This window comes from Maridesulfovibrio bastinii DSM 16055 (genome assembly GCF_000429985.1).
Taxonomy (GTDB): domain Bacteria; phylum Desulfobacterota; class Desulfovibrionia; order Desulfovibrionales; family Desulfovibrionaceae; genus Maridesulfovibrio; species Maridesulfovibrio bastinii.
In genome coordinates this window covers 14,937-38,696 of the sequence record NZ_AUCX01000005.1, presented here as the reverse complement: position 1 = coordinate 38,696, position 23,760 = coordinate 14,937, and the positions used below count along the sequence as shown (strand labels likewise).

Genomic DNA, 23,760 nt, shown 5'->3' with positions numbered 1-23,760 from the left:
AAGCAGGCTCTTAGTATCACTTACCGGTAAGTTTTGCCCAGTCTGCATTAAAAGCAGCAAGTCCCTTGTCTGTCAGGGGATGCTTAACAAGCGAGCTTATAACTTTATACGGGATTGTAGCTACATCTGCCCCTTCAAGAGCACTGTCCAGAACATGCAGAGGACTTCTGATGCTGGCCACAATAATTTTTGTTTCATAGCCGTAGTTGTCAAAAATAGTGCGAATCTGTGAAACAAGTTCCATTCCTTCCACAACAATATCATCCAGCCTGCCGACAAACGGGCTGACATAAGTCGCCCCGGCTTTTGCAGCCAGCAAGGCCTGCAAGGGCGAAAAAATAAGGGTTACGTTTGTTTTTATACCTTTCTGTGAAAGAATCTTTGTAGCTATAAGTCCTTCCGAAGTCATAGGTATTTTTATAACCACATGCTGACCGAACTTCATCAGATCTTCTGCTTCCGCAACCATTTCCGCAGCAGTCTCCCCTACAACTTCAAGGCTTACAGGGCCTTTGACTTCTGTGCAGATTGCTTTGGCCTGTTCCCGCCAATCTCCGCCTTCGCGTGAAAGCAGTGTAGGATTTGTTGTCACTCCATCAAGCAGTCCCTGTTTATTAGCGGATCTGATTTCATCAATGTTAGCTGTATCAAGAAAAAATTCCATTAAGTTATACTCCTGAATATTTTTAACCGCATTCACGTGGTCTAAACAGACCAGAATTCTATAAGATCGAGCACTCCAAATTTATTAAACTCAAAATAGCCATACAATATTGTCACGGCAAGATGCAAAGCAAAATTAATACAATTCGTTGAATGAAAACCGGGGGCTCTCCCGAGTCTGTGAAAAATGAAATCAGATTCTTGACAATATATTTTGCTCTATGTATTTCTCAAATCGTTATGACAAACAACTCCACAATTTCTTCTTTCGGCTTCATGAGCTGGTGGTGGCGCTTCTAAAGCGCCGTGGTTTGTTTCGTCCATAAGACAGCATAAAAAATTATAAATAACCGCGGCAGTGTAAACTGACCGCGTTTTTTTTATGCGGGGCACTGCCGTAAAATTCTTCAAGGAGATAAAAATGAGCAATACCCCGCTTACCGCTGACGGATTTTTTGGTAACTTCGGTGGACAATATGTACCGGAGCTGCTCCTTCCTATCCTCAAAGAACTCGCCGACACTTTTGAAAAGTATAGAAATGACCCAGAGTTTCTAAAAGATTTCGAATATTACCTCACTAAATATTCTGGCAGAAAAACGCCTCTTTACCTTTGCAGCAATCTCACTGAAAAGCTCGGCGGAGCAAAAATTTATTTGAAACGTGAAGACCTGAACCATCTTGGCGCACACAAAGTAAACAACACCATAGGCCAGATTCTGCTTGCCAAACGCATGGGCAAAAAGAAGATAATCGCTGAAACCGGAGCCGGTCAGCACGGTGTTGCCACAGCAGCCACAGCAGCTCTGATGGGTATGGAATGTACCGTATACATGGGCGCGGTTGACGTTGAAAGACAGAAACTGAATGTTTTCAGAATGCAGATGATGGGAGCAAAAGTAGTTGCAGCTCAATCAGGCCAGAGAACCCTGAAAGAAGCGGTCGACGAAGCATTAAACGCCTGGATAGAAGACCCGGAAAACAGCTTTTATCTTCTTGGTTCAGCCGTTGGACCGCATCCCTACCCGATCATGGTCCGTGAATTTCAGTCTGTTATCGGCAGGGAAGCCAGAGAACAGTGTTTAGAAACCGAAGGCCGTCTCCCGGACTACTGCATTGCCTGTGTAGGCGGCGGCTCAAATGCCATAGGCCTTTTCTCTGATTTCGTTAAAGATGAATCAGTCAGGCTGGTAGGTGTTGAACCTTCGGGAAGAGGGCTTGAGCCGGGACAGCATGCGGCAAGCCTGTGTCTTGGTGAGCCGGGAATTATGCACGGATTCAACTCATATATGCTTAAAGACGAGAATGGAGACCCGGCACCGGTATACTCAATTTCAGCAGGACTTGACTACCCCAGTGTCGGCCCAGAACATTCCTATCTCAAAGATATAGGAAGAGCTGAATATGTTTATGCCTCGGACAGAGAAGCAGTGGATGCTTTTTTCACTCTCTCCCAGACAGAGGGCATTATCCCGGCACTTGAATCTTCACATGCTCTTGCACACGCAATAAAAATTGCCCCTGAGCTCTCAAAAGAAACAATAATTATTGTCAACCTTTCCGGTCGTGGTGATAAGGATGTTGCCGAAATAGAACGCCTTGTGGAAGCTGGAGAGTTTGAACTCCCGAGAATGAACGGATGATTAATAGCCGATTACCGACATCGGACAATTGATACAACAGAACCGGAATCAGTTTTAGCTGATTCCGGTTTTGTTACAAATCTTCCATTTGTCCGTACATTTTTTCGCCATTAAGCCAGTTGATATAGCATCCGGTGTAATCTTCCAGAACTGCGGACAGTGTGGGCAGCAGGCTGCACAGATTTCCATTTATCCCCTTTGCTGACAGAGCGGCATTATGCCCGGCAAAGAGAACATCCTTCTGGTGCATTAAAACGGCATTCTGAGGAACAGGAATTTTATTGCGTGATTTAAAGCTGGCTTTGCATGCTGAAAGATCATGTGAAATCCAATTTCTACAAGTCAAAGGGCGCACTTCGTATATTACGCATGTATTGTCACGTAAAAACGGACACGGCCTGAAATATTCCAGAGCAAACTTTTTAAACCCTTTTTCTTCATATTCTTCCGCTCCGCTCTTTATCTCCACCAGCAGAGCCTCTAATTCACTTTCATCAAGAATTTTAATCAGCATTTCAGCTATAAGAAAAATTTCATGCGGTAGTGCCGTGATATGTGAATGACAACACATATCACACCCCTTTCCACAGGCTATTTCGTAATTTTCATCAAGCTTTTTAATCTGTGACTCTACCGCTGCAAAATTATCGTCAAAACATCTGCCTGCTTTACCGGCGTACACGCCGGCAAATTCAGCATGAGAAGGCGCAAGCCCGGATAAATCACGATAAACAGCAAAAGCCATGTCTCTGATCCATTTATGTATTTCCGGGTGTTCTTTCAAATCCTTGAAAGCAGGGGCAAGCCATTTTTCTATTACACTGTTTGTATCTTCCATATATTTTCCTGATTCAAATTATGCTCCGGCAATGCGGATTTTTAACAATGGGGATAATTTTCTACTCAGTTAATGCATCCTGCTTGCGCCTGTCAAAATTCAGAGCTGCTGAAACCATAAGGATGCAATGACATAACTATAAAATGCAGTTCATATAATTACCATATAAAATGCCAACTGAGTTAAAAATTATTTTACAAACAGTTTCAGCGATCCATTATCCATACATCTATAGGCAGAGATTGATATTTTATTGTTGCCTTGAGCCTTTTCAAAAATCTCAGTTCTTTTTTCCCGTCTAATATAAGCACAATTCCGGCCCGTTTGCCTGTCCGCAAACTGTAATACAATGATTGTCCGATGGCTTCAGCCCATTTTCTGCCAAAATCCATCTCAACCGCATGAGTTGATGTCAGGCAATCAACCCTTGTTGAATCGGGAAGACGATATTCCATAACGCCGGAATGCTCGTAACACCATAATTTCTGGTAATCGTGTTCACTGGCATGCGCCGATAATGGAAAAAGTATAAAAATTAACATCACCATATTAAATCGCATAAACTATATATAATTAGTCTTCACTATATAAATCAATATATAATTTACACCTAAAAAAAACGACAAATATTAACTAATCTGCCACTTGAACATATTCATGGTGAAGTCTAAACTATGCCTCAGAATCAAAATTCTAAAAATACAGGAGAAAATTAGCATGGCTGCAAAGAAGATTTTAATGCTGGTCGGCGATTTTGTAGAAGATTATGAAGTTATGGTCCCGTTCCAGATGCTTGTTATGGTCGGCCACGAAGTACATGCCGTATGCCCCGACAAGAAATCAGGAGATACGGTTGCAACCGCTATCCATGATTTTGAAGGGCACCAGACATACTCTGAAAAACCCGGTCACAACTTTGTGCTGAACTATGATTTTGATAAAGTTGACCCTGCTGATTATGACGCTCTGGTCATCCCCGGCGGCAGAGCTCCTGAATATCTCCGTCTTGATGAGCGTGTCATAAAAATAGTTAAAGATATCAATAGCGCAGGCAAACCCATCGCAGCTATCTGCCACGGCCCGCAGCTGCTTATTGCCGCTGACGTGCTAAAGGGCAAGGAAAGCATGTCTTATCCTTCAGTTAAGCCGGAAATTGAAGCTGTCGGCGGCTGCTTTATCGGCGCCAACGAAACTTTTACCAGTGCTCATGTTAATTCCAACATTATTTCAGCCGCAGCATGGCCGGCACATCCGCAGTGGATTGCGGCTTTCCTCAAAGAACTCGGAACTGAAATTAAACTTTAAGATTTAATTAAGCCCTATAAACTAAAAAACCGCTGTTACGACTGACAAGCCGTAACAGCGGTTTTCATTTAACGTCTGACTAAACTTGAAGGGAATCTAAAGTCTTGCCAGCCCCTGCTTTAAATCCATGATCAGATCATCAGCATCTTCAAGGCCGATATAGACCCTGAATATAGTCCTGCCATTGTATCTAAATGAATTACTGCGATTGAAGCGACCGCCGGTAATAAGACTTTTAAAGCCTCCCCAGCTGTAGCCCAATCCGAAAAGTTCAAGATTATCCATAAACTTTGAATGATCGCGATCTTCAAGGTCACGGTTTAAAACAAAAGCAAAAAGTCCGCTGGAACCTTTAAAATCACGCTTCCATAGTTCATGTTCAGGATGAGACTCAAGAGCAGGATGGAGAACTTCAGCCACACAATCAAGTTCTTCCAAAGCCTGTGCTACCCGCAAAGCCGAGCGTTCGTGCTGTTTCAGCCGGACAGGCAAAGTTCTGAGACCTCTCAAAGCCTGATAGCAGTCTTCTGCTGGAGCAAACAGTTCCAGAGTTTCGCAAAAATTTCTAATAGTTTTCCAACTTTTTTTATTTGCTGAAACCGTTCCCAGCAAAATATCGGAATGCCCTGAAATATACTTGCTGGCTGAGTGGATTGAAACATCAACACCATTATCAAGAGCCTTGAAAAACAATGGTGTAGCCCATGTATTGTCCATAATCAGTGTTATTTCATAATCAGCGCAGACACTGGCAATGGCCGGAATATCCTGAATTTCGAAGGTATTTGAGCCGGGTGACTCCACAAACACAACCCGGGTATTATCCTTAATCCAGTTTTTTATTTCAGAACCGGTACTTGAAGGAAAATAATCAGTTTCAACTCCGAACCTGGAGAGCACGGTATTGCAGAAATTTCTGGTCGGTCCGTAAACATTGTCACATACAAGGATGTGATCCCCGGATTTCAAAAAAGCCAGAAGAGCCATATCAATGGCATTGATGCCGGACTGAAAAGCAATACATCCCTCAGCCCCTTCAAGAACACGCATAGATTCTTCAAAAGCCTTTTGAGCTGCCAGCCCCTCTGTGCCATAGGCAACTTTATCAAGCTCACCCTTATTGGCTTTCAGCATGTCGGAATAAGAATCAAAAAGGACAGTTGAAGCCCTATGAACAGGAGGATTTATTGTTTCTGTTGCCAGCAAGGCTTCCTTGCGGCCGGAATTGATCAGTGTTGTGGCTATATCATAATTCATTTTGCTCTCCATTCAATTTAACAGCTCAATCTTTAAAAATTTCCAATAAAAACAATTAGCATCAACCAAATTATATATACAGCGGGAAACCCAGCCTAAAATTACAATCCCTTTAAAAATTGCTAAAAAAGTCTGCTACTTGTATCTTCAACGCTAATCACATATACTACTCAATTAATTCAAAATGCAAAAGAACGACAGGTCAACATTATATGTCCACTTTCGGAAAAGCTGTTTCAATTTTAAACTATCTATCGCAAAACCATGAACCCTGCGGGGTTATGCAGATTTCACGCGCCCTTGGAATGCCAAAAGCTTCGGCTTCACGCCTTTTAAGCACGCTTGCTGAATATAATCTGGTGATAAAAGGTATGACAGGTCTCTACCAGATCGGTCCCGGAGCAGTGCTCTGGGCAACGGCATACAGATCACAGAAAGGGTTAAGCGAGTTCTGCCTGCCTTATCTTCACGAAATTGAGCAGAAAAGCGGTGAATCGGTCAATCTTTTTGCGCACGAAGACAAAAAATTATATTATCTTGAACGAATTCAATCACACAGACCTGTAGCAACACAATTTCAGCTGGGACAACAGCCACTTTTCCACTGCACCGGTGGGGGAAAAGCTGTGCTTATGTCTCTGCCGGAAGATGAACTGGAAGAACATCTTTCACATCCGCTTGAGCGCAAAACCCCCAGAAGCATAATCGACCCAGAAGAGCTGAGAACGCAGCTGGAAAAGTTCCGCAGGCAGGGTTACAGCGAAGAAGACGGGGAACACGAGGAAGGAATCCACTGTGTAGGAGTTCCGCTTCTGGACAGCACGGGCTATCCTGTCGGGGCTATCAGCATTGTTGCCGCAAGCTACAGGTTTGATGATAAAAAAGCTCTGGAATCCGGCAAACTGCTGGTTGCTGTAGGGCAGGAAATTTCTAAAAAATTATCCGGCTTGATCAGATAAAAATAAAAGCCCGCCATCAAAAATGACGGGCTGAATTAAATATCAGCTAATATTGCAGAACAGCTTTGCGCTAAAATTTATCAAGCTCTGCAGCTATCAGTTCCAGCGGAAAGTCAGCCATAATTTCAACCTCGCCTATTTTGCGGGGCACGATCATTACAATCTTTCCATCTTTAACTTTCTTATCCCGCTTCATCATCGCCATCACGGCATCAGTATCCACAGTAATACTGCCGACAGCAAGTCCGAGCCGGTCCATTACCCTGTTCTGAATTTCCAGATCATCATTAGAAAAGAGCCCTGCCGCGTTGGCAGCTGCACCAATGATTCTCATCCCCCAGGCCACACATTCTCCATGTGTCAGGCTGTATCCGGAGTTGGTTTCAATAGCGTGACCGACAGTATGGCCATAATTTAATATACGCCTTACCCCGCCTTCCTTTTCATCGCGGCGGACAACATCGGCTTTAATCTCGCAACAGCGGGAAACAATATGCTTCATGACCTCAGACTCAAGCTCATGCACCGCTTCAGCATTATCATCGAGATATAATGTAAATTCCCTGTCAGCAATAATACCGTGCTTGACGACTTCACCAAGACCGCTGGCGACCTCTTTTTTCTCAAGAGAATTCAAGGCTTCAATTCCGGCAAAAACAGCTTTGGGCTGATAAAACATTCCACAATAATTTTTACCGCCCGGAATGTTTACCGCGACTTTTCCGCCAACCGAGGAATCCACCTGAGAAAGCAGTGTTGTAGGCACCTGTACAAAATTAAGACCACGCATATAACTTCCGGCTACATAACCGGAGAGATCGCCTACAACGCCCCCGCCCAAAGCAACAACCACATCCTGACGGGTTATACCTGCTTCAAGCATTCCCTCAAGCAATGAAGAAAACATATTCAGGGATTTACTTTCTTCCCCGGCAGGAACAGTAAGCAGGAGCGGATCAAGTTGTTTCCCGGCCAGAATTTCAACCAGCTTTATACCGAAAAGTTCTGAAGTATTTTCATCACAGATAACTACAGGACGTTTACCGTACCGATGCTCGCAAAGATCGTTGACGAGCCTGTCCGAAACAGACTCGTCAACAGTAATATCATAGGAATTATCAAAGGAACCTTTCAGTTCCACTGAAACAGTTTTCATTATTCTTCACCAGCGATTATATCTTCCTGCTGACGCAGTGATTCTTCGTGGATGTACTGGAAAACACGCAGCATAAAATGAGCATCCATGCCACGCTTTTCAGCTTCCTCAACTCTTCTCTCTGCGGTCTTCTTCCACTGCGCAGGCTGAAGAAGAGCAAGACCGCGGCTTCTTTTAAGCTCACCGATATGCCGTGAGAGCTGCATTCTTTCATCAAGAAGATCAACAATCTGATCATCTATTTCGCCGAGTCTGATACGTTCCTTTTCAATGGAAAGGATAAAGTTTTCATCAGTTGCAGCAGGGTTGCGCGGTTTAAGATCAGCAATAACTTTTGCAAGATCATCAGGAGTGAACTGCTGTTTGCTGTCACTTAAAGCAACGTCAGGATTGATATGGGATTCAATCATCAGACCGTCAAAAAGCAGATCTAGAGCTTTCTGGGCCACAGCGGGGATAAGAGCACGCTTTCCGCACAAATGGCTGGGGTCACAGATTATAGGCATTCCTTCACAACGGCGGCGCAGCTCAATAAAAATTCTCCAGTTGGGAGCGTTGCGATATTCTGTTGCTCTGGCGGAAGAAAAACCGCGGTGAATAGCACCGAGTTTGGTTACTCCGGCTTTGTTCAAGCGTTCAAGAGCACCTATCCATAATTCAACATCGGGGTTGATAGGATTTTTTACCAGAACAGGAATATCAGAACCTTCAAGCGAATCTGCCAGAGCCTGCACAGCAAACGGGTTTACAGTAGTACGTGCGCCAACCCAGATAAGGTCGACATTATATTTAAGGCATAATTCCACATGCTCAGGATTTGCAGTTTCAACGGAAATAGGCATTCCGGTTACTTCACGGGCCTCAACAAGCCATTTAAGACCTTCTTCTCCCATACCTTCAAAGCAATTCGGGCGGGTACGGGGTTTCCAGATTCCGGCACGCAGCATATGTGCGCCGCTTTTTGCCACGCCTTTAGCTGTTTCCAAAACCTGTTCACGGCTCTCGGCACTGCATGGTCCGGCAATAATCAGCGGTCCGTCAAATTCAAATCCCCAGTCTTTAATTGGTGTTATATCGAGATCTACACTCATCGGTCCTCCCGGTATTTTAGTCATGATTAATTAAGTTCTCCAGACAAATAAAAGATTAACAGAATACATAAAAAACAGAAATGATCTCCCGGGAAATAACCAGAAGAAAATTAATATAAAGGTGAAGCCAGCATAACAGCTGTATGAGATGTGAGACAGGGGGGAAGATGAAGAAAAATAATATAGAGACAGAAAGAGGCGGTTAAGGACTGTTTTTTCTTAAACCGAATACTCAGTAGCAATAAACAGGTCTCAAAGCAAATGACAATTTAGCCAACAAGCCATAAAAAAGCGTAAGCACTTGTTATGGTATCCATTTAATCTTGAACACTGTCATTTTGTCCATAATTGACTTCTTAAAATGTGACATATCAGTTTCAATAAAATCATTTAGCCGCTTCAAGAGCTTTTTTGGCAGCAACCTTAAGCATCATTACATGCAGGCGGATACCTTTTTCATTGCTTTCAAGCAGATCGTCATTAAGATCTCTCAATTTATCAACAGCTTCAAGGCATGCGGTGATGACGACCTCGATAGGTTCTATCTCGTTCGTACGAACCATCTCAAGAACATTTTCAAGCTGATGGGCCAGCTCTTCAATTTTGCTTAATTTCAAAAGATTAGACCCGGCCTTTATAGAATGAGCGTCCCTGAATATGGAATTTATTATTCCAGAATCATACTCATCATCACTGTTTTCAAGCGAAATAAGGCCGGATTCAAGGCTGTCCAGCCTGTCTCCTGTCTCTTCCTGAAATATATCCAGCATTCTATCGCCGGTTGACATCCAGCACCACCCTCTTCTTGCTTCAAACTTTTAACAATCGAAATATCGTAAACTGATATATATTTAACCTTAAAGAAAATAATCTTCAATACGGGCTCAACCACTGCCCTATAACAAACAATACGTCAATGATACAATTAGAACCATTTTTCAGACAGTCAAAGGTTCTTCCCTTTTGTCCGTCAAAAATCTACACTGCGCCCCTCGCGGGATTTACAAGATTTTAACACCTGCGCCACGGAGAATACAATGGCTTTGATGAGTATAAATAATGTCAGCATGACTTTCGGCGGACCGTTACTTTTAGATAACGTATCATTCCAGATTGAAGAAGGACAGCGAATCTGCATTGTCGGGCGTAACGGAGAGGGTAAATCCACTCTGCTCAGGCTGTTAAGTGGAGATTTAACCCCTGACAGCGGAACAATTTCCACAGCAAGGGGCATCACTGTAGCCAGACTCTCTCAGAAGGTACCGGAAAAACTTGAAGGAACTATCTTTGAAGTTGTTGCCGGAGGACTCGGATCGCTGGGAGAAACAATCGCCGCCTACCACAGAACCAGCTTGGAAATGACCGATGATAAAAATCTCAGTAAGCTTGCCGAGATAGAAGAAGAATTACAAAATCAGGGCGGCTGGGAAGCTTTACGGCTGGTGGAAACCATAATTTCCAAGCTGAGCCTTACAACTACACCAAGATTTGAAACCCTTTCCGGCGGTTTGAAAAGACGCACGCTTCTGGCCCGCGCTCTGGCCGGAAACCCGGATGTCCTGCTGCTTGATGAACCGACCAACCATCTTGATATAGATTCAATTTCATGGCTTGAAGAATTTATTCTGCGTCATGTAAAAACGCTTGTATTCATAACCCATGACCGTATGTTTCTGCGGAAAGTGGCCACCAGAATAATTGAACTCGACCGTGGCAACCTTGCCGACTGGACCTGTGACTATGACACCTTCCTGAAGCATAAAGAAGAATTGCTTGCAGCAGAAGAAAAAACAAATTCTGAATTTGATAAAAAACTGGCCCGTGAGGAAGTCTGGATCAGACAGGGGATTAAAGCCCGCAGGACCAGAAACGAAGGCCGGGTCCGGGCATTGAAAAAAATGCGTGATGAACGCATGGCCCGCAGAGAAAAAACCGGAAAAGCAAAAATTGCAATTCAGGAAGCTCAAAAGTCAGGAAAGGTTGTGGCTGAGGCCATTGATATTTCTTTCGGATGGGATGGCAAAACCATATTCAAAGATTTCAGCACCCTCATTGTCCGCGGTGACAGAGTTGGAATCATCGGACCCAACGGAGCCGGAAAAACAACTCTTATTCAGGCTCTTCTTGGGGAAATTAAACCGCACAGCGGACAGATAAAACTTGGTACCAAGCTGGAAATTTCTTACTTTGACCAGCACCGTGAACAGCTTGATCCTGACAGTACTGTGCGTGACTGCATTGCAGACGGCAACGATACCGTAACCATAAACGGTGTTACCAAGCATGTTATAGGATACCTGAAAGATTTTCTGTTTTCAGCAGACAGGGCCAACAGCCCGGTCAGAGTACTTTCAGGTGGAGAAAGAAACCGTCTACTTCTTGCAAGGCTGTTTACAAGACCTTCAAACCTGCTGGTAATGGACGAACCCACAAACGATCTTGATGCAGAAACTCTGGAGCTGCTTGAAGACCGTATTATGGAGTATCCGGGAACAGTCATAATCGTCAGCCATGACAGAGCCTTTCTAAACAATGTGGTTTCAAGCACCATAGCCTTTGAAGGCAACGCAGTGGTCAACGAATATGTTGGCGGCTATGATGACTGGCTTAGACAAAGACCGGAGCCTGAGCAGGAAAAGAAAGATAAAACTCCTAAACCAAAGCCGACCAAAAAAGAAAAACGCCCTGAAAAGCTGAGCTACAAAGAGCAGCGTGAAAAAGAAGCCCTTTCAGAAGAAATTCATGAGCTTCCAATCAAAATTGAAAAACTTGAAAGCGGCATAGAAGAAATACACAATAATATGTCTCAGCCTGAGTTTTATAAGCAGGAAGCAGCTGAAATGGCCGACATCCAGAACCGACTCGAAGAAATGGAAAAAGAGCTGGAACAAGTTTACGAACGCTGGGAATATGTAGAAGCAAAACTGGAAGAATACGCCGCAAGGGAAAAATAAACTGAATAAAATCAGCTCAAAGATAGTCATGATCCGGAAGGTTTAACTTTTGAGAGTTATCCTTCCGGATTTTTTATATTCTTCAACTTATCTCAGCAGCAAGCTAGAATTCATTACTAATGATTTTTAGCGGAAATCCGCTCATGCAGCCTTCTTGCCTGAAGACAGAATGATTCCAGACGGGCTTCAATCAGTTGCGGGAAAGGATTCGCATCCGTCTCAATGGCAAGAAAAGGAAGCGGCATATCCTTTTCTAAAATATCCCCTGCTTTACCTTCCACGGCAGCAGTATTAATTTTTTCACTTAAAACAGCTTCAGCCACTCTTGAAGGCATGCAGCCGAAAGGACCGATAGCAATAACACCACATGCAGGTGATAAAATTTCGTGCAGAGCCGCACCTACAGTGAGCACAGCTTCACCAGTCAGGTATCTGGAAACATATTTTTCGCCAAGCCCGACAACTTTATTCACGTCCGGTGCGGGGTATTTTACAAGCCCACTCCTGGCAAGAATGGTTCGTACTTTCCTTTCAAAATATCCTTTAATACCCTGACGAATCATGGTCCCGAGACCGGCCCGTCCTTCAATTCCTTTACGGTTAAGCCAGTCTGTGTATTTCATCCATTCAAGAACAGGGGCAACGTGAACAATAAAACCCTGCCCGGAAAGCCTTTCCAGAAGTCCGTGGCGGGCCAGAGGATCGTGTCTTACATAAATCTCTCCTACGAGAGAAATAACCGGATACTCCTCAATGGGATGTTCCAGCTTCACCTTTTTAAATTGGGTGGCCGCAGATTCAAGCCGCTTTGAAAGCTCTCTCCAGCCATGCGGCACAGCTTCAAGCAAATCTGCCTTAATTTTTTCAAAAAGTTTCAGATCACCTTCCCTGTTGCCAGATGCGGTCATAATAACTGCGTGGATATCTTCCAGCACTGAACCTATAACAATTCCCTGCCACATACCCAGCATGACAGCAGAACTCAGTCCTCCATAACCATTAGTAGAGCTTGGAGAAAAAACCGCCAGATCAGCTATTTTTTTACGGATGATAAGATCATTCATAAAAACCGAATACTGCCCGAACCGGCACGGCCCCTTGGCACTGGGCATGAGAAACATTGAAATTTCACCTTCAGGCCGCTTTTCAAGGTATTTCAGCAAGGCCCCGGCCGTGAGCTGTAGAGGCATACATTCCTTGCAACTGGAATTGTTGCGTCCAAGCCTGAGCACACCTGCATCAGCATGCGGGAGAACTTTAAAACGGATATTATCCCTTGCCATGGATGCCGCAAGAAAATCCGTGCTGATTTCACCAAGGCTTGGAATCAGCATAGTCACTTTTTCATCGTTGACCGATCGCCACTTACCGCTGGAATCAACCATTCCCATTACAGAAACGGATTTTCCATTTAAAGAGACTGTTTCGCTCCTGCAATATGCAGCCTTAAAAACTTCAACTCCTCCGGGTGAATCGCTACGGTCCCCGGAATAGGCTGCTGCGATATCCAGAAAAGCTTCAATTCTGGTTTCAAGACCCGCATCCGCGACATGACTGTCCAGTTCAAGGGTAAGTGAAGGCTTGCGCCCCATAATATCCCTGAAATAACCGAGCAGAAAAGAATCAGGACCGCATGAAAAATTGGTAATGTAAGTTCCGAAAAGATTATCATTTTCTGAGCAGTATTTTGCAGCGTTCATAATAATTTCGCCCATTGCCCAGTACATATTGCGGCTATCAGGACATCCGCCTGATCCCGGAATCATATCACATGGAATTACATCTATGCCTCTGGTGGAAAATTTTGCAGGGATGGCCTTGTTGGCCCATGAAGAAAAAGCATTGTACGGTCTGCCGAAAAGGATAATTCCATTCCTTTCAGGATCACTTTCAATATCCAGCAGTACCCGGCGACCTTCAGCTTCTATATCTTTAAAAAATTCCTCCTGCACTTTAAGTGCTCCATCAAAAGCTGCTGCGGCAGCAGATTTGGAGAACACCATTTTCCGGGCAGTTTCAAGCATAGCCTTGCGAATATTCTCAATACCATCCTGCATATTAAGCACCGGGCTGAAAACTTTTTGTTTTTCAAGCTCCGGAAAAGCAGTCCGCAGATAATATGGCTCACCCTGCACCAGCACGCACGCACAGGAGCGGTCACCACTTTTAAGAGGGAGATGCCTGAAATGAGGAAGAAAAAAATAATCAGGATCAAGTTTGAGCAACGCCCCCATACCGCCGTGAGCAAGCTCGACAGGATGGCAGAAAGGAGCACCCTTTCTTTCCATACCTTCAGCATCGGGTGTTTCAGGAAGTATAACCCCGAGGCCGAGATTTCTGAAAAAGGCATTGAAAAGCGGAAACCATGAATTCATAAGAAGCGACCGATTCATGCCGACAACCCCGCTTCCCTGTTCTGCAGGATTATAATCCCGAAAAACCCTTTTTTCCCGCCATGTGACCAGATCAATACCTAATTTTTTTTGTTCTCCCGCAGCAATATTGTCATAACGGTTGCAAATGCCGCCGAAGGGCAGAACCCGGCCCTCAACCTTTATGCGGGAAATACGACATCTGCGGTCGCAGTTCATTCCACCGCCTTTGCAGATAAAAGGCTCCTTGTATTCAACATTGCGGACCGAGAGTTCATTCAGATCAAAACTTCCGCCGGGAATAAGACCAGCCCTGATTCTTTTTGAAGCTTCAAGGGCGACACCGAAAGCCCCCATAAGTCCGGGGTCCGGTGGCACAACAATTTTTCTGCCTGTCAAAGCAGCCATAGCTACAGGCACAGCCCTGTTATAGCAGACACCGCCCTGCATAAATATTTTACGTCCCAGCGGGCGGTTCCCCTTTACTCTGGCCGAATAATTCATGCAGATGGAATAGACCAGTCCGGCAACAATATCTGCTGCTGGCAATCCATCCTGACCTGCCAATTTTATATCAGAACCGATAAAAGCTGCACATTGGTCACTGAAATTGGGAGGGTTCTGACCTTTGAAAGCGGTATCAGCAATATCTTCAACATTAATGCCTAGAGTTTCGCGCGCGCTTTCTTCAAGAAAAGAGCCTGTTCCGGCACTGCATGCTTCATTCATGGCATAGTCGCAGGGAACAGAATTTTTAAGCCATGTATACTTGGCATCCTGACCGCCTATTTCAAAAATTGTATCCACTTCAGGATCAAAATAGACAGCCGCAGTAGCGTGGGCGATAATCTCATTTATTATTGCCGGGGTTCCGGCATGCAGTCCGGCAATAGCTCTGCCAGAGCCGGTAACTCCAAGAGCTGTGGCTTTAATACCACCTGGCAGCTGCTCAGCCAGATCTTTGTATACTTTACGGGCAGCTCCTACAGGATCACCATTGGTCCGCAGATAGCTGGAAGCCAGAATTTCATCGTCAGCTGATCTGACAACTACCCCTTTGGTAGTTGTTGAGCCGACATCAAGCCCGATAATTATTTCATCAGCAGCACGGTACTGACCACGAAGACCTTCATGAAATTCAACATACTGCAAATAATTTTCAAGCGATGAGTGGGAAGTAAAAGCTGAAGCTCCTTTCCTGATTAAACCAGCTACACCTGTAAATTCAACGGTTTCATGTTCGTGAGCCCACAAAGATGCTCCGAGAGCCTCCATCAGAGCGGCATTCTCAGGTATTACGATATTCGGTATTTTTCTCTCAAGTTCACGAACCATGAAAATATTTGCACTGCATCCTCCGATCAAAGCAACATTTTCACGCGGGAGTCTGGAAATTATCTCAAGGCATTTACCGGCCATCATCGTGGCAAGACCGGAAACTACAGCTTCAACCGGGACGCCCTTATTGAGGGCATGGGTACAGTCACTTTTGCAGAACACCGAGCAGCGACCGGAAACAGGGTAAGCCTCACAATCCATGTCCATGGAGGACATATCAGAAACTTCAAGCCCCATTCGGCCAAGCTGCTGCAAAAGGAACTCTCCGGTACCGGAAGCACATTTATTCCCGGTATGCACAGAAACGATACTTCCTTCTGAGTCTATCTGATAAGCCATGAAAGTTTCGCCGCCGGCACTGATAACTGTGCGGCAGCCGGACTGGGGAATTCCGCTGAAAACAAGGGCCGGTTCAAGGGCTTCAGGTTCTGAAATAGTAGAAATATTAAGCAGATGCCGAAACTTGCGGCCAGTTGCAGCGACTTTAAGCCCACTTAAATCCCCAAGATCAAGCAGCATTTCTTCCAGAGTGCCGCCCGGATCACCATCATGGGAACGCGACCTGCTAAACACAACCTCAATCTCACCGGAAATGTCTTTGGTGGTCATAATAAGGCCGATAGAAGACGCTCCGGCACAAATACCCAGAGTTTTTGATATACTGTTATTCAATTTTGTCCTTCAGACTCAATAGGCCACTTTATTTCAAAAATGCGATTCCATAATTTACCGGTAACATACAACTTTTTGTTTTCAGAATCCCAGGCAATACCATTTGCAACTTCAGCAGATTCTCCTGCAGCAGGTCGTAATGCGGATATATCAATCCAGAACTGTACCCGCCCTGACTCAGGGCTGATCGCGGCAATAAGATCTTTGCGCCAGATATTGGCAAGGATTAAACCATCCACATATTCAAGCTCATTCAACTCTTTGACAGCAGAACTTCCATCACGAACAGCAATTGTGTGAAGCTTAGCAAAAGATTCAGGATCACGAACAGTAAGGATATCCGAACCATTGCTCTGAATAAGATTTTTTCCGTCCCTGGTTAGCCCCCAGCCCTGCCCGGTATACTTTATCTTACGCAGCAGCTTGAAATCAAAAGAGGAAAAAATAAGACACGTTTTCTGAGTCCAGGTAAGCACAAAAATTTTATTGCCATATATACATGAGCCTTCACCAAAATATTTTTTTTCTATTTTACGGCTACGAATAGTTTTCCCGGTTTTAAGGCTGCTGCTCCTCAGTGAGGAGCTTCCATGCCTTCCGGTTGTTTCGTACAGCAATCCGTCATAAATAAACAAACCTTCGGTAAAAGCCCGGCTGTCATGCTTTATTTGTGACAATACCCGGCATTTATAACACGGAGCTGATAAAGTTTTCTCCGCTCCCTCCGAATCACTATTTACGGCATGGCTTTTTACCGCAAAAATGTGCATTATGGAGATTGTTAAAAAAATAGAAAAAAAAGCTTTGGTCAGTGATAGTTTCATCGTGGTTGGAATTTAGCCGATTTCTATCCGAAGTTCCAGAACTGATAAGCACCAATAAATACTGGTATAAAATGGGTCGGGGATAAGCAGGGGAATAAGGATGTCACAAGAATCCACCTATTTTACATACCAGCCTTCCACCCAAAAAAAGGCAGACGATAAGCTTCTTATAAAATCGGTTTTTTCAACCGAGGATTCAAGAGGCAGGAAAAGATATTTCCTCATTACCGAGCTTGGAAGCAACCGTTTTGAGATTCAGGAGATCAACAGAAAAAATCTCCCCGCCGGTCAACGTCAAATGATAGACCGCAGATCACTCACGGCAAATTACACCCTTGAAATGGATTTCTGGGAAAAAAAAGTCCGGCCGGCCATGAAGAAACTCAACTCATCACTGAGACGCGGTGAAGCTCACCGTTCCCACGGAGAACTTTACAGTGCTGAAATGGAATATCAGGATGCACTGAAACTTGATGAAGAGAACGTACGTGCGACCTTCGGGCTGGGGCAGATATATCTTGACCAGAATAATTCTGAAAAGGCCCGTGATGTTTTCAAAAAAATTCTGAATCTTGATTCTGCCTATTCAGTCGAGCACAAGCACATGTTCAATGATTTCGGAATTGCCATGCGCAAAAACGGCCTCTACCCCGAGGCACTTGAATATTATAACCGCGCAGTTGAACTGGATAGCGAGGATGAAAATCTTTATTTCAATATGGCCAGAACCTATTTCGAATCAGGTGACTGGGAAAACTGTATTAAATATCTCACCACATGTCTTAAGAAAAACAAAGGCGTTGAAGAGGCAAAAAAGTTCTGCCGCTTTATAATGGAAAAAAGCGAGACCGACGAAGAAATGCTCGAAGAATTCGGTTCAACCGAATTGGGAGCAAAATTGAGAAGCGATATTCTGTCCCTGTACAGGGATATGCAGCTTGCCGCCGGCATGGAGATTGGCGAAGCCATAGAAAGAACCCAGAAAATCCGTGACAGGCTTATGGATATTGAAGAACGGAAAAGAAAAGAAAAACAAATCAGCGAGAATCTATACAAGCTTGATAGTCATAAATAAAAACCAGCCGGAGTATAAACTGACGGCTGGTTTTTATTACTTGAAATTTTATTTAATATTTCAGTCAGACGCATCTGGAAGGCGCATTACGCTTTCCCGGCTGCCCATTATAACCAGCACGTCATCTTCTTCCAGCAGTTCAGAGGCATTAGGAACAAAACTGAATTTTTCTTCCCCGGCTTTGCGAATTGCGATGACCTGCACCTGATAATTATTAGTGAGGTTTAATTCTGCAAGGTTTTTGCCTTTCCATTCTCCAACCCTGCGCTCCCGGATTATTACATCGTCTCCCATGGAAAGATATTCAAGCATTCCCGGCATTGCCAGACGATGGGCCAGCTGTTTTGCTACAAACTGTTCAGGGAAAACAACAAAATCAACTCCCAGACGTTTAAGAACTTTCTGGTGCTGTTCACTTATGGCCTTGACCCATATTTTATCAACGCCCATCTCCTGCAGATTCAAAACAACAAGAATACTTGCATCCATTGAATCACCGGTTGAAACAACAACGTAATTCAAATCCTGAAAACTAAGCTGTTCAAGAGCCTTTGAATCCGTGCCATCAGCCTGATAAACCTGAGAAATGTAAGGTTTTGCCGCCTTAACGCGCATTTCACTGTTATCAACACCAACAACAGAAATTCCAAGCTCGCCCAGAGTTATGGCAAGAGATAAACCGAATTTACCAAGACCTATAATACCGACTTCAACTTTCTTACTCATAATAAATCCTTAAAAGGCCGTACTGAAAAAATCAACCAAGAGGAAGATCATCCTGAGGCAGACGGAAACGAGGTTCACTCTGCCAGCTGTTTATAGCACTCAACAACCAGACTGGACCAAGCCGGCCGACAAACATCAGTAGAATAATTATTATTTTACCTGCTCCGCTCAATGTCGGAGTTACCCCGGTTGAAAGCCCCACGGTGGCAAATGCCGAGACAGTCTCGAACAAAAGCTCTATAAAATGGCCTCTGGCCTGAGGGTGAGGTAGTCCATGACCTTCAGTAATACTGAGCAGTATAACCGAGCCGCCCATGATGAGGACGCCGAACACCAGAAGAGTCAAGGCCTTGTTTATGCTGTCTTCAGTCATGGCATACCAGCCGACTCTGGTCTGTGATCTGCCGCGCAGACGGGCGACAATAAAGCCTATCCAGACTCTGAGAGTTGTAGTTTTCAAACCACCGGCACAAGACCCCGGAGAGCCTCCGATAACCATGAGAGAAATCATAAAGATAAGCGAGACATTGGTCATTGAAGAAATATCAACTGTATTGAATCCGGCTGTTCTGCAGGTTACAGACTGAAAAAATGAAGATAGTCCCATTTGTAAAAAGTCGTTCCAGTTTTCATCACCGACTTTCTCAGCAAACAGCAGAACCAATGTCCCAAAAAAGATAAGATAAAATGTGGTTTCAAGAACAATTTTAGTATGCCATGTAAAAAAATGGGCCTGCACAGGGCGTTTCTTTTTCAGAACCAGCATACGAATCTTTCTTGCACATTCAGCAAGAACATAAAATCCAAGTCCGCCCATAATTATCAGCACAGCAAAAACTATATTGACCCCAAGATTTCCCTGCCATCTTGTAAGGCTGTCAGGATATAGGGAAAAGCCGGCATTACAGAATGCGGAAACAGAATGGAAAAATGCGGAATAAAAGTTGAACCCCACAGGATCAAGACTGTTGAGCAGCACAGCCCCGACAATTTCAATAGAAAAAACCGCTATAATAACCCCGACAATAAAATTGGCCAGATTAAAAGAGGGATCATGCAGCAGGGTCTGGCTGACTGAAAGCCTGTCGGAAGCCGAAACCTTATGACGCAAAAGGTACATTACCAGCGAGGCATAAGTCATTATGCCAAGCCCGCCGAGCTGAATAAGGGCGAGAATGACATCCTGCCCTGCCCGGCTGTAAAAACTGCCTGTATCAACCACAGCCAGCCCGGTGACACAGACGGCTGAGGTAGCGGTAAACAATGCATTGATAAATGAAAGATCCTTTCCGGGATGGCAGACATCAAGCATTAAAGCTGAAGACCCTGCCAGTATTGTGAGCCCGAAAGCATAAACCGGCAGCCAGAAAGGTGAAGAAAACTTTTTTTGCATATCGCTTAATACTCCCGCGCTTCGTGCTTTGCAAGAAGGCCTTGTGTACCCTGAAATAACAGCATTTTTTACGCCACTACGGTACCTTCACGCGAAACCGGACAACAACAGCGTCAGGTCGGGAGGCTTTTTGCCTCATTATCTGCCAATTTGCAAGGCTTATAACAAGGCTTAAATCCGCATGTTTTTTCCGTAATTTTATACACTAAAAAATAGGTTATTCATTTTTTTCAGTATATTTAATCTTGTGTTAAGAAAATTCTTAATCTTTTAATGTTGAACACAGTCAATCTTGATGATAGGAGCTTTTGCACCAGTTCAATCTCCTAAAAAAGGATTTAATAATATGAGTGAAACAACTAAAAGATCTACCGGGCAGCATCAGGTGAAGAGAGATTCTTTTACCTCCAGTCTGGGTATGATGGCAGCTACACTGGGTTCGGCAGTCGGGCTTGGAAACATCTGGAAATTCCCGTCCATGACCGGAACCAACGGTGGAGCTACTTTTCTTTTTGTATATCTGGCCTGCACTATAGTCGTCGGACTTCCGGTTATGATCTCGGAGATCATGCTGGGCCGCACAGTAAAGGCCAATGCAATAACAACCTTCAACAAACTCTCTCCCAAAAAGCAGCCGTGGGGGCTTGTGGGAGTAGCCGGAGTAGTAGCGGCGTTCCTCATACTGTGTTTCTATACGGAAGTAGCAGGATGGGTCTTTGCCTACATATTTAAAGGAATTTCAGGCAGTATCCTCACAACCGATCCTAAAGTCGCATCGGATATGTTTGGCCAGCTGATATCAAATCCGCTCATGTCGCTGGTATGGCAGTGGATAGTTCTCGTCCTGATCAGCTTTATTGTAACTTTCGGAGTTTCAAAAGGTATTGAAAAAGTTACCACCAAACTTATGCCGATACTCTTCTGTCTGCTCGTAATAGTCGGAATACGCAGCATGACACTTCCCGGTGCTTCGGAAGGATTGAAATTTCTTTTCGCACCTGATTTTTCCAAAATATCAGGAACCGTTATCCTCATGGCTATGGGGCTGGCTTTCTTCAAACTTTCCATAGGCATGGGAACAATGATGACCTACGGTTCATACTGCCGTGATGATCAGAATGTGCCTATGACAGCAACAAAGGTTATGCTCGCAGACCTGATGGTTTCACTTCTTGCAGGTATTGCGATCTTCCCGGCTGTCTTTGCCTACGGTTTTGATGTAACTGCCGGACCTTCCCTTTTATTCGTAACGATTCCGGCAGTATTCGCATCCATGCCTTTCGGATACCTCTTTGCCATAATATTCTTTGTGCTTGCAGCAATTGCTTCAACCGGAGCGATGCTTTCACTTTTTGAAGTTCCGGTAGCCTACCTTTCGGAAACAAAACAAATGTCCAGAAAAGGTGCGGTAATAACCACAGCACTTGGAATTGTAATTCTCGGAGCACCTGCCGCTCTTTCACACAGCCTTACTGCAGATGTTACCATCTTCGGTAAAACTTTCTTTGATCTTTTCGATTTCCTCTCATCCAACATATTCATGCCCGCAGGAGGACTTTGTATATGTATCTTTACAGGATGGGTATTCGGAAAAGACAGAATCAGAGAACAGCTCAGCAACATTGGCAAACTCAATAACGGTGGCATAATCAGCCTGTTCACAGTGCTGGTTAAATATGTCAGCCCTATTCTGGTTGCCCTTGTTCTGCTTAATATGCTTAATGTCTTTTAAGACCTCATCAAAATGATCCATATAAAAAGACCCTGCTTTTATGAAGCAGGGTCTTTTTTATATAAAATCAATCATTTTCCTTAAAATCTTCACGGACCTTGTTTAAGCCATCTTTATAACTTTCAGCATCACCGTATTCAAAAAACTTCCTGTAACGGCTGTGAACTGACTTTACCGGGCGGGCATGCCGTATAGGACACCAATACTGTTCTGTGCGCCCGGCAACCTCACGCACGAACGCTATGAGTCCGTTAAAATAACCGCAATAACAACAGTTTAATTTTTCTATCAAATTCAAATATTTTAAAGAATGCCGATCAAGAACCACATAATCACTGCGTTTGACTTTAGGAATACCATAAACCGGAAAGCAGACTGCCTGATAGATGCAGACGCCCAGATCAAGTATAAATGCCGGAATGAGAGGCAGCCAGATGAATGGAATTGTGAGGATAACCCATACACCGGAATCATAAACATACTCTGACCATTTAGCGGCCAGTTCACGGTGCTGAGCTTTTATTTCCTTACTGAACCTGACTTTCTTTTTATTAACCGTGTACCGAAAGCGATCTTGAATAATCAGTAATTCTGACCTCAACTCTGATTCAAGATCTTCAATCTTTTCAAGAAGCTCGTCAATTCTGTTCATGTCTCTCCTTAGGGTGAATTTAGTATTACAGGACGCATTATCTAATATTATTCTGTCATCCTACTCAAGCATAAACACAGTACTCAGACGATTTTACAAATATTCTGTAAAAATGCCCCTCGGACTGCTCGCATTTTTCCGCTTCAATTAATTTGTATGTTGAACTTTATTACTCATTAAAAACAAAAAACCGGAACCACTTTAACAGTGATTCCGGTCAGATTGTGTTCTGATTATGCTTTCAATCTTCGGCCCCAGAGAAACAGAGCCAGACCGATGAGTATCATTGGCAGACACAGCAACTGCCCCATAGTCAGCCAGCCGAAAGCGATAAAACCGAGCTGGGGGTCCGGCTGCCGGAAAAATTCAACGAAAGCCCTGAAACAACCATAGCCGATCAGGAAAAGACCGGTGGTTGTTCCTCTTGCGCGCGGTTTGGACGACCAGACCCACAAAATAATAAAAAGGAGGAGTCCTTCAAGCGCACCTTCATATAATTGTGAAGGATGGCGGGGGATCATTCCGGCACGGACACTGGGAAAGACCATTCCCCACGGCATATCAGTCGGTCTGCCCCAAAGCTCGCCGTTGATGAAATTACCTATTCTTCCGCATAGAAGACCCAGAGGAGCCAGCGGAGTAAGAAAATCACCTACATCAAGAGTTGTTCTGCCTGTGGATTTTGCAAATCTCCAGGCCACAATAGCCACACCGACAGCTCCGCCATGAAAGGACATCCCACCTTTCCATATGGCAACAATATCAAGTGGATGCGCCATAAAATACCATGGTTCATAAACCACCACATATCCTATTCTGGCTCCCAGAACCAATCCGACCACAAGCCATGTGATAAGATCGTCGACCTGACGCAGAGTCCAGCTGTTGGTTGGTTTTGCAGCTCTATATCTTCCAAGAAGCCATGCAATGGTAAAACCGACCATATACATCAGACCATACCAGTTGGCCTTGAGAGGTCCTATTTGAAAAGCTATGGGATCAAATCTGGGCAGTACTATCATTTTTAATTCTCCGGCTGCACACAGCTCAAAGATTCAAGTTTACTACGGTACACTTTGTTTCCGGCATTTTTTAAGTTATAGTGCCTAAA

At 44.3% G+C, this 23,760-nt stretch carries 19 protein-coding genes; 6 read left to right on the top strand and 13 right to left on the bottom strand.

All coding sequences use genetic code 11. The features are described from left to right. Positions 1–16: 16 nt before the first annotated feature. On the bottom strand, positions 17–664 hold the full coding sequence (gene fsa, locus G496_RS0100165) for a fructose-6-phosphate aldolase (protein WP_027177488.1): 648 nt from the start codon (positions 662–664) through the stop codon (positions 17–19). A gap of 420 nt (positions 665–1,084) precedes the next feature. Between fsa and trpB the strand changes: the two genes are divergently transcribed. Continuing rightward, positions 1,085–2,305, top strand: coding sequence for a tryptophan synthase subunit beta (trpB, locus tag G496_RS0100160; protein ID WP_027177487.1), 1,221 nt, complete (start codon positions 1,085–1,087; stop codon positions 2,303–2,305). A 73-nt stretch (positions 2,306–2,378) separates the two neighbouring features. Here the strand turns inward: trpB and G496_RS0100155 are convergent, their stop codons facing one another. Together G496_RS0100155 and G496_RS0100150 are read right to left on the bottom strand one after the other, a co-directional pair. Continuing rightward, entirely contained in the window at positions 2,379–3,143 is a 765-nt protein-coding gene (locus G496_RS0100155; RefSeq protein ID WP_027177486.1) for a YkgJ family cysteine cluster protein, read from the bottom strand. Between the two features lie 206 nt (positions 3,144–3,349). Continuing rightward, the gene (locus tag G496_RS0100150; protein WP_027177485.1) at positions 3,350–3,691 is read right to left on the bottom strand and encodes a hypothetical protein; all 342 of its coding nucleotides are present in this window, start codon (positions 3,689–3,691) and stop codon (positions 3,350–3,352) included. Positions 3,692–3,860: 169 nt separating this feature from the next. Between G496_RS0100150 and G496_RS0100145 the strand changes: the two genes are divergently transcribed. Next, positions 3,861–4,448 (top strand): DJ-1/PfpI family protein, encoded by a 588-nt coding sequence (locus tag G496_RS0100145; protein ID WP_027177484.1) that lies wholly within the window; start codon positions 3,861–3,863, stop codon positions 4,446–4,448. A 96-nt stretch (positions 4,449–4,544) separates the two neighbouring features. Here G496_RS0100145 and metC read toward each other — a convergent pair whose 3' ends face one another. Beyond that, positions 4,545–5,705 (bottom strand): cystathionine beta-lyase, encoded by a 1,161-nt coding sequence (gene metC, locus G496_RS0100140; protein WP_156900559.1) that lies wholly within the window; start codon positions 5,703–5,705, stop codon positions 4,545–4,547. 212 nt (positions 5,706–5,917) lie between these two features. Between metC and G496_RS0100135 the strand changes: the two genes are divergently transcribed. Next, positions 5,918–6,664: an IclR family transcriptional regulator gene (locus G496_RS0100135; RefSeq protein WP_027177482.1), complete on the top strand. Its 747-nt coding sequence runs from the start codon at positions 5,918–5,920 to the stop codon at positions 6,662–6,664. Between the two features lie 70 nt (positions 6,665–6,734). Here G496_RS0100135 and aroB read toward each other — a convergent pair whose 3' ends face one another. The 3 genes from aroB to G496_RS0100120 form a co-directional block, all read right to left on the bottom strand. Continuing rightward, the gene (gene aroB, locus G496_RS0100130) at positions 6,735–7,820 is read right to left on the bottom strand and encodes a 3-dehydroquinate synthase (RefSeq protein WP_027177481.1); all 1,086 of its coding nucleotides are present in this window, start codon (positions 7,818–7,820) and stop codon (positions 6,735–6,737) included. After that, positions 7,820–8,911, bottom strand: coding sequence for a bifunctional 3-deoxy-7-phosphoheptulonate synthase/chorismate mutase type II (locus G496_RS0100125; protein WP_027177480.1), 1,092 nt, complete (start codon positions 8,909–8,911; stop codon positions 7,820–7,822). Before G496_RS0100125 ends, aroB begins: the two co-directional genes overlap by 1 nt. Positions 8,912–9,297: 386 nt before the next feature. Further along, positions 9,298–9,699: an Hpt domain-containing protein gene (locus G496_RS0100120; RefSeq protein WP_027177479.1), complete on the bottom strand. Its 402-nt coding sequence runs from the start codon at positions 9,697–9,699 to the stop codon at positions 9,298–9,300. A 258-nt stretch (positions 9,700–9,957) separates the two neighbouring features. Here G496_RS0100120 and G496_RS0100115 point away from each other — a divergent pair, with 258 nt between their 5' ends. Beyond that, positions 9,958–11,865 carry an ATP-binding cassette domain-containing protein gene (locus G496_RS0100115; RefSeq protein ID WP_425411655.1) on the top strand — a complete coding sequence of 636 codons (1,908 nt, stop codon included), beginning with the start codon at positions 9,958–9,960 and terminating at the stop codon, positions 11,863–11,865. Between the two features lie 116 nt (positions 11,866–11,981). Here the strand turns inward: G496_RS0100115 and G496_RS0100110 are convergent, their stop codons facing one another. Further along, positions 11,982–16,247 (bottom strand): acyl-CoA dehydratase activase, encoded by a 4,266-nt coding sequence (locus tag G496_RS0100110; RefSeq protein ID WP_245577832.1) that lies wholly within the window; start codon positions 16,245–16,247, stop codon positions 11,982–11,984. Beyond that, on the bottom strand, positions 16,244–17,017 hold the full coding sequence (locus G496_RS0100105; protein ID WP_281171240.1) for a glutaminyl-peptide cyclotransferase: 774 nt from the start codon (positions 17,015–17,017) through the stop codon (positions 16,244–16,246). The genes G496_RS0100110 and G496_RS0100105 overlap by 4 nt, the downstream gene beginning before the upstream one ends. A gap of 154 nt (positions 17,018–17,171) precedes the next feature. Here G496_RS0100105 and G496_RS0100100 point away from each other — a divergent pair, with 154 nt between their 5' ends. Continuing rightward, positions 17,172–18,146, top strand: coding sequence for a tetratricopeptide repeat protein (locus tag G496_RS0100100; protein WP_027177475.1), 975 nt, complete (start codon positions 17,172–17,174; stop codon positions 18,144–18,146). Positions 18,147–18,206: 60 nt separating this feature from the next. Here G496_RS0100100 and G496_RS0100095 read toward each other — a convergent pair whose 3' ends face one another. Both G496_RS0100095 and G496_RS0100090 read right to left on the bottom strand, forming a co-directional pair. Continuing rightward, positions 18,207–18,872: a potassium channel family protein gene (locus G496_RS0100095; protein ID WP_027177474.1), complete on the bottom strand. Its 666-nt coding sequence runs from the start codon at positions 18,870–18,872 to the stop codon at positions 18,207–18,209. Positions 18,873–18,903: 31 nt separating this feature from the next. Further along, positions 18,904–20,265: a TrkH family potassium uptake protein gene (locus G496_RS0100090; RefSeq protein WP_027177473.1), complete on the bottom strand. Its 1,362-nt coding sequence runs from the start codon at positions 20,263–20,265 to the stop codon at positions 18,904–18,906. A 346-nt stretch (positions 20,266–20,611) separates the two neighbouring features. Here G496_RS0100090 and G496_RS0100085 point away from each other — a divergent pair, with 346 nt between their 5' ends. Beyond that, positions 20,612–21,997: a sodium-dependent transporter gene (locus G496_RS0100085; RefSeq protein WP_027177472.1), complete on the top strand. Its 1,386-nt coding sequence runs from the start codon at positions 20,612–20,614 to the stop codon at positions 21,995–21,997. Between the two features lie 67 nt (positions 21,998–22,064). Here the strand turns inward: G496_RS0100085 and G496_RS0100080 are convergent, their stop codons facing one another. Together G496_RS0100080 and lgt are read right to left on the bottom strand one after the other, a co-directional pair. After that, positions 22,065–22,649: a hypothetical protein gene (locus G496_RS0100080; RefSeq protein WP_027177471.1), complete on the bottom strand. Its 585-nt coding sequence runs from the start codon at positions 22,647–22,649 to the stop codon at positions 22,065–22,067. Positions 22,650–22,882: 233 nt separating this feature from the next. Beyond that, a complete protein-coding gene (gene lgt, locus G496_RS0100075) occupies positions 22,883–23,671 on the bottom strand; it encodes a prolipoprotein diacylglyceryl transferase (protein WP_027177470.1) in 789 nt (262 codons plus the stop codon). Between the last annotated feature and the right edge of the window lie 89 nt (positions 23,672–23,760).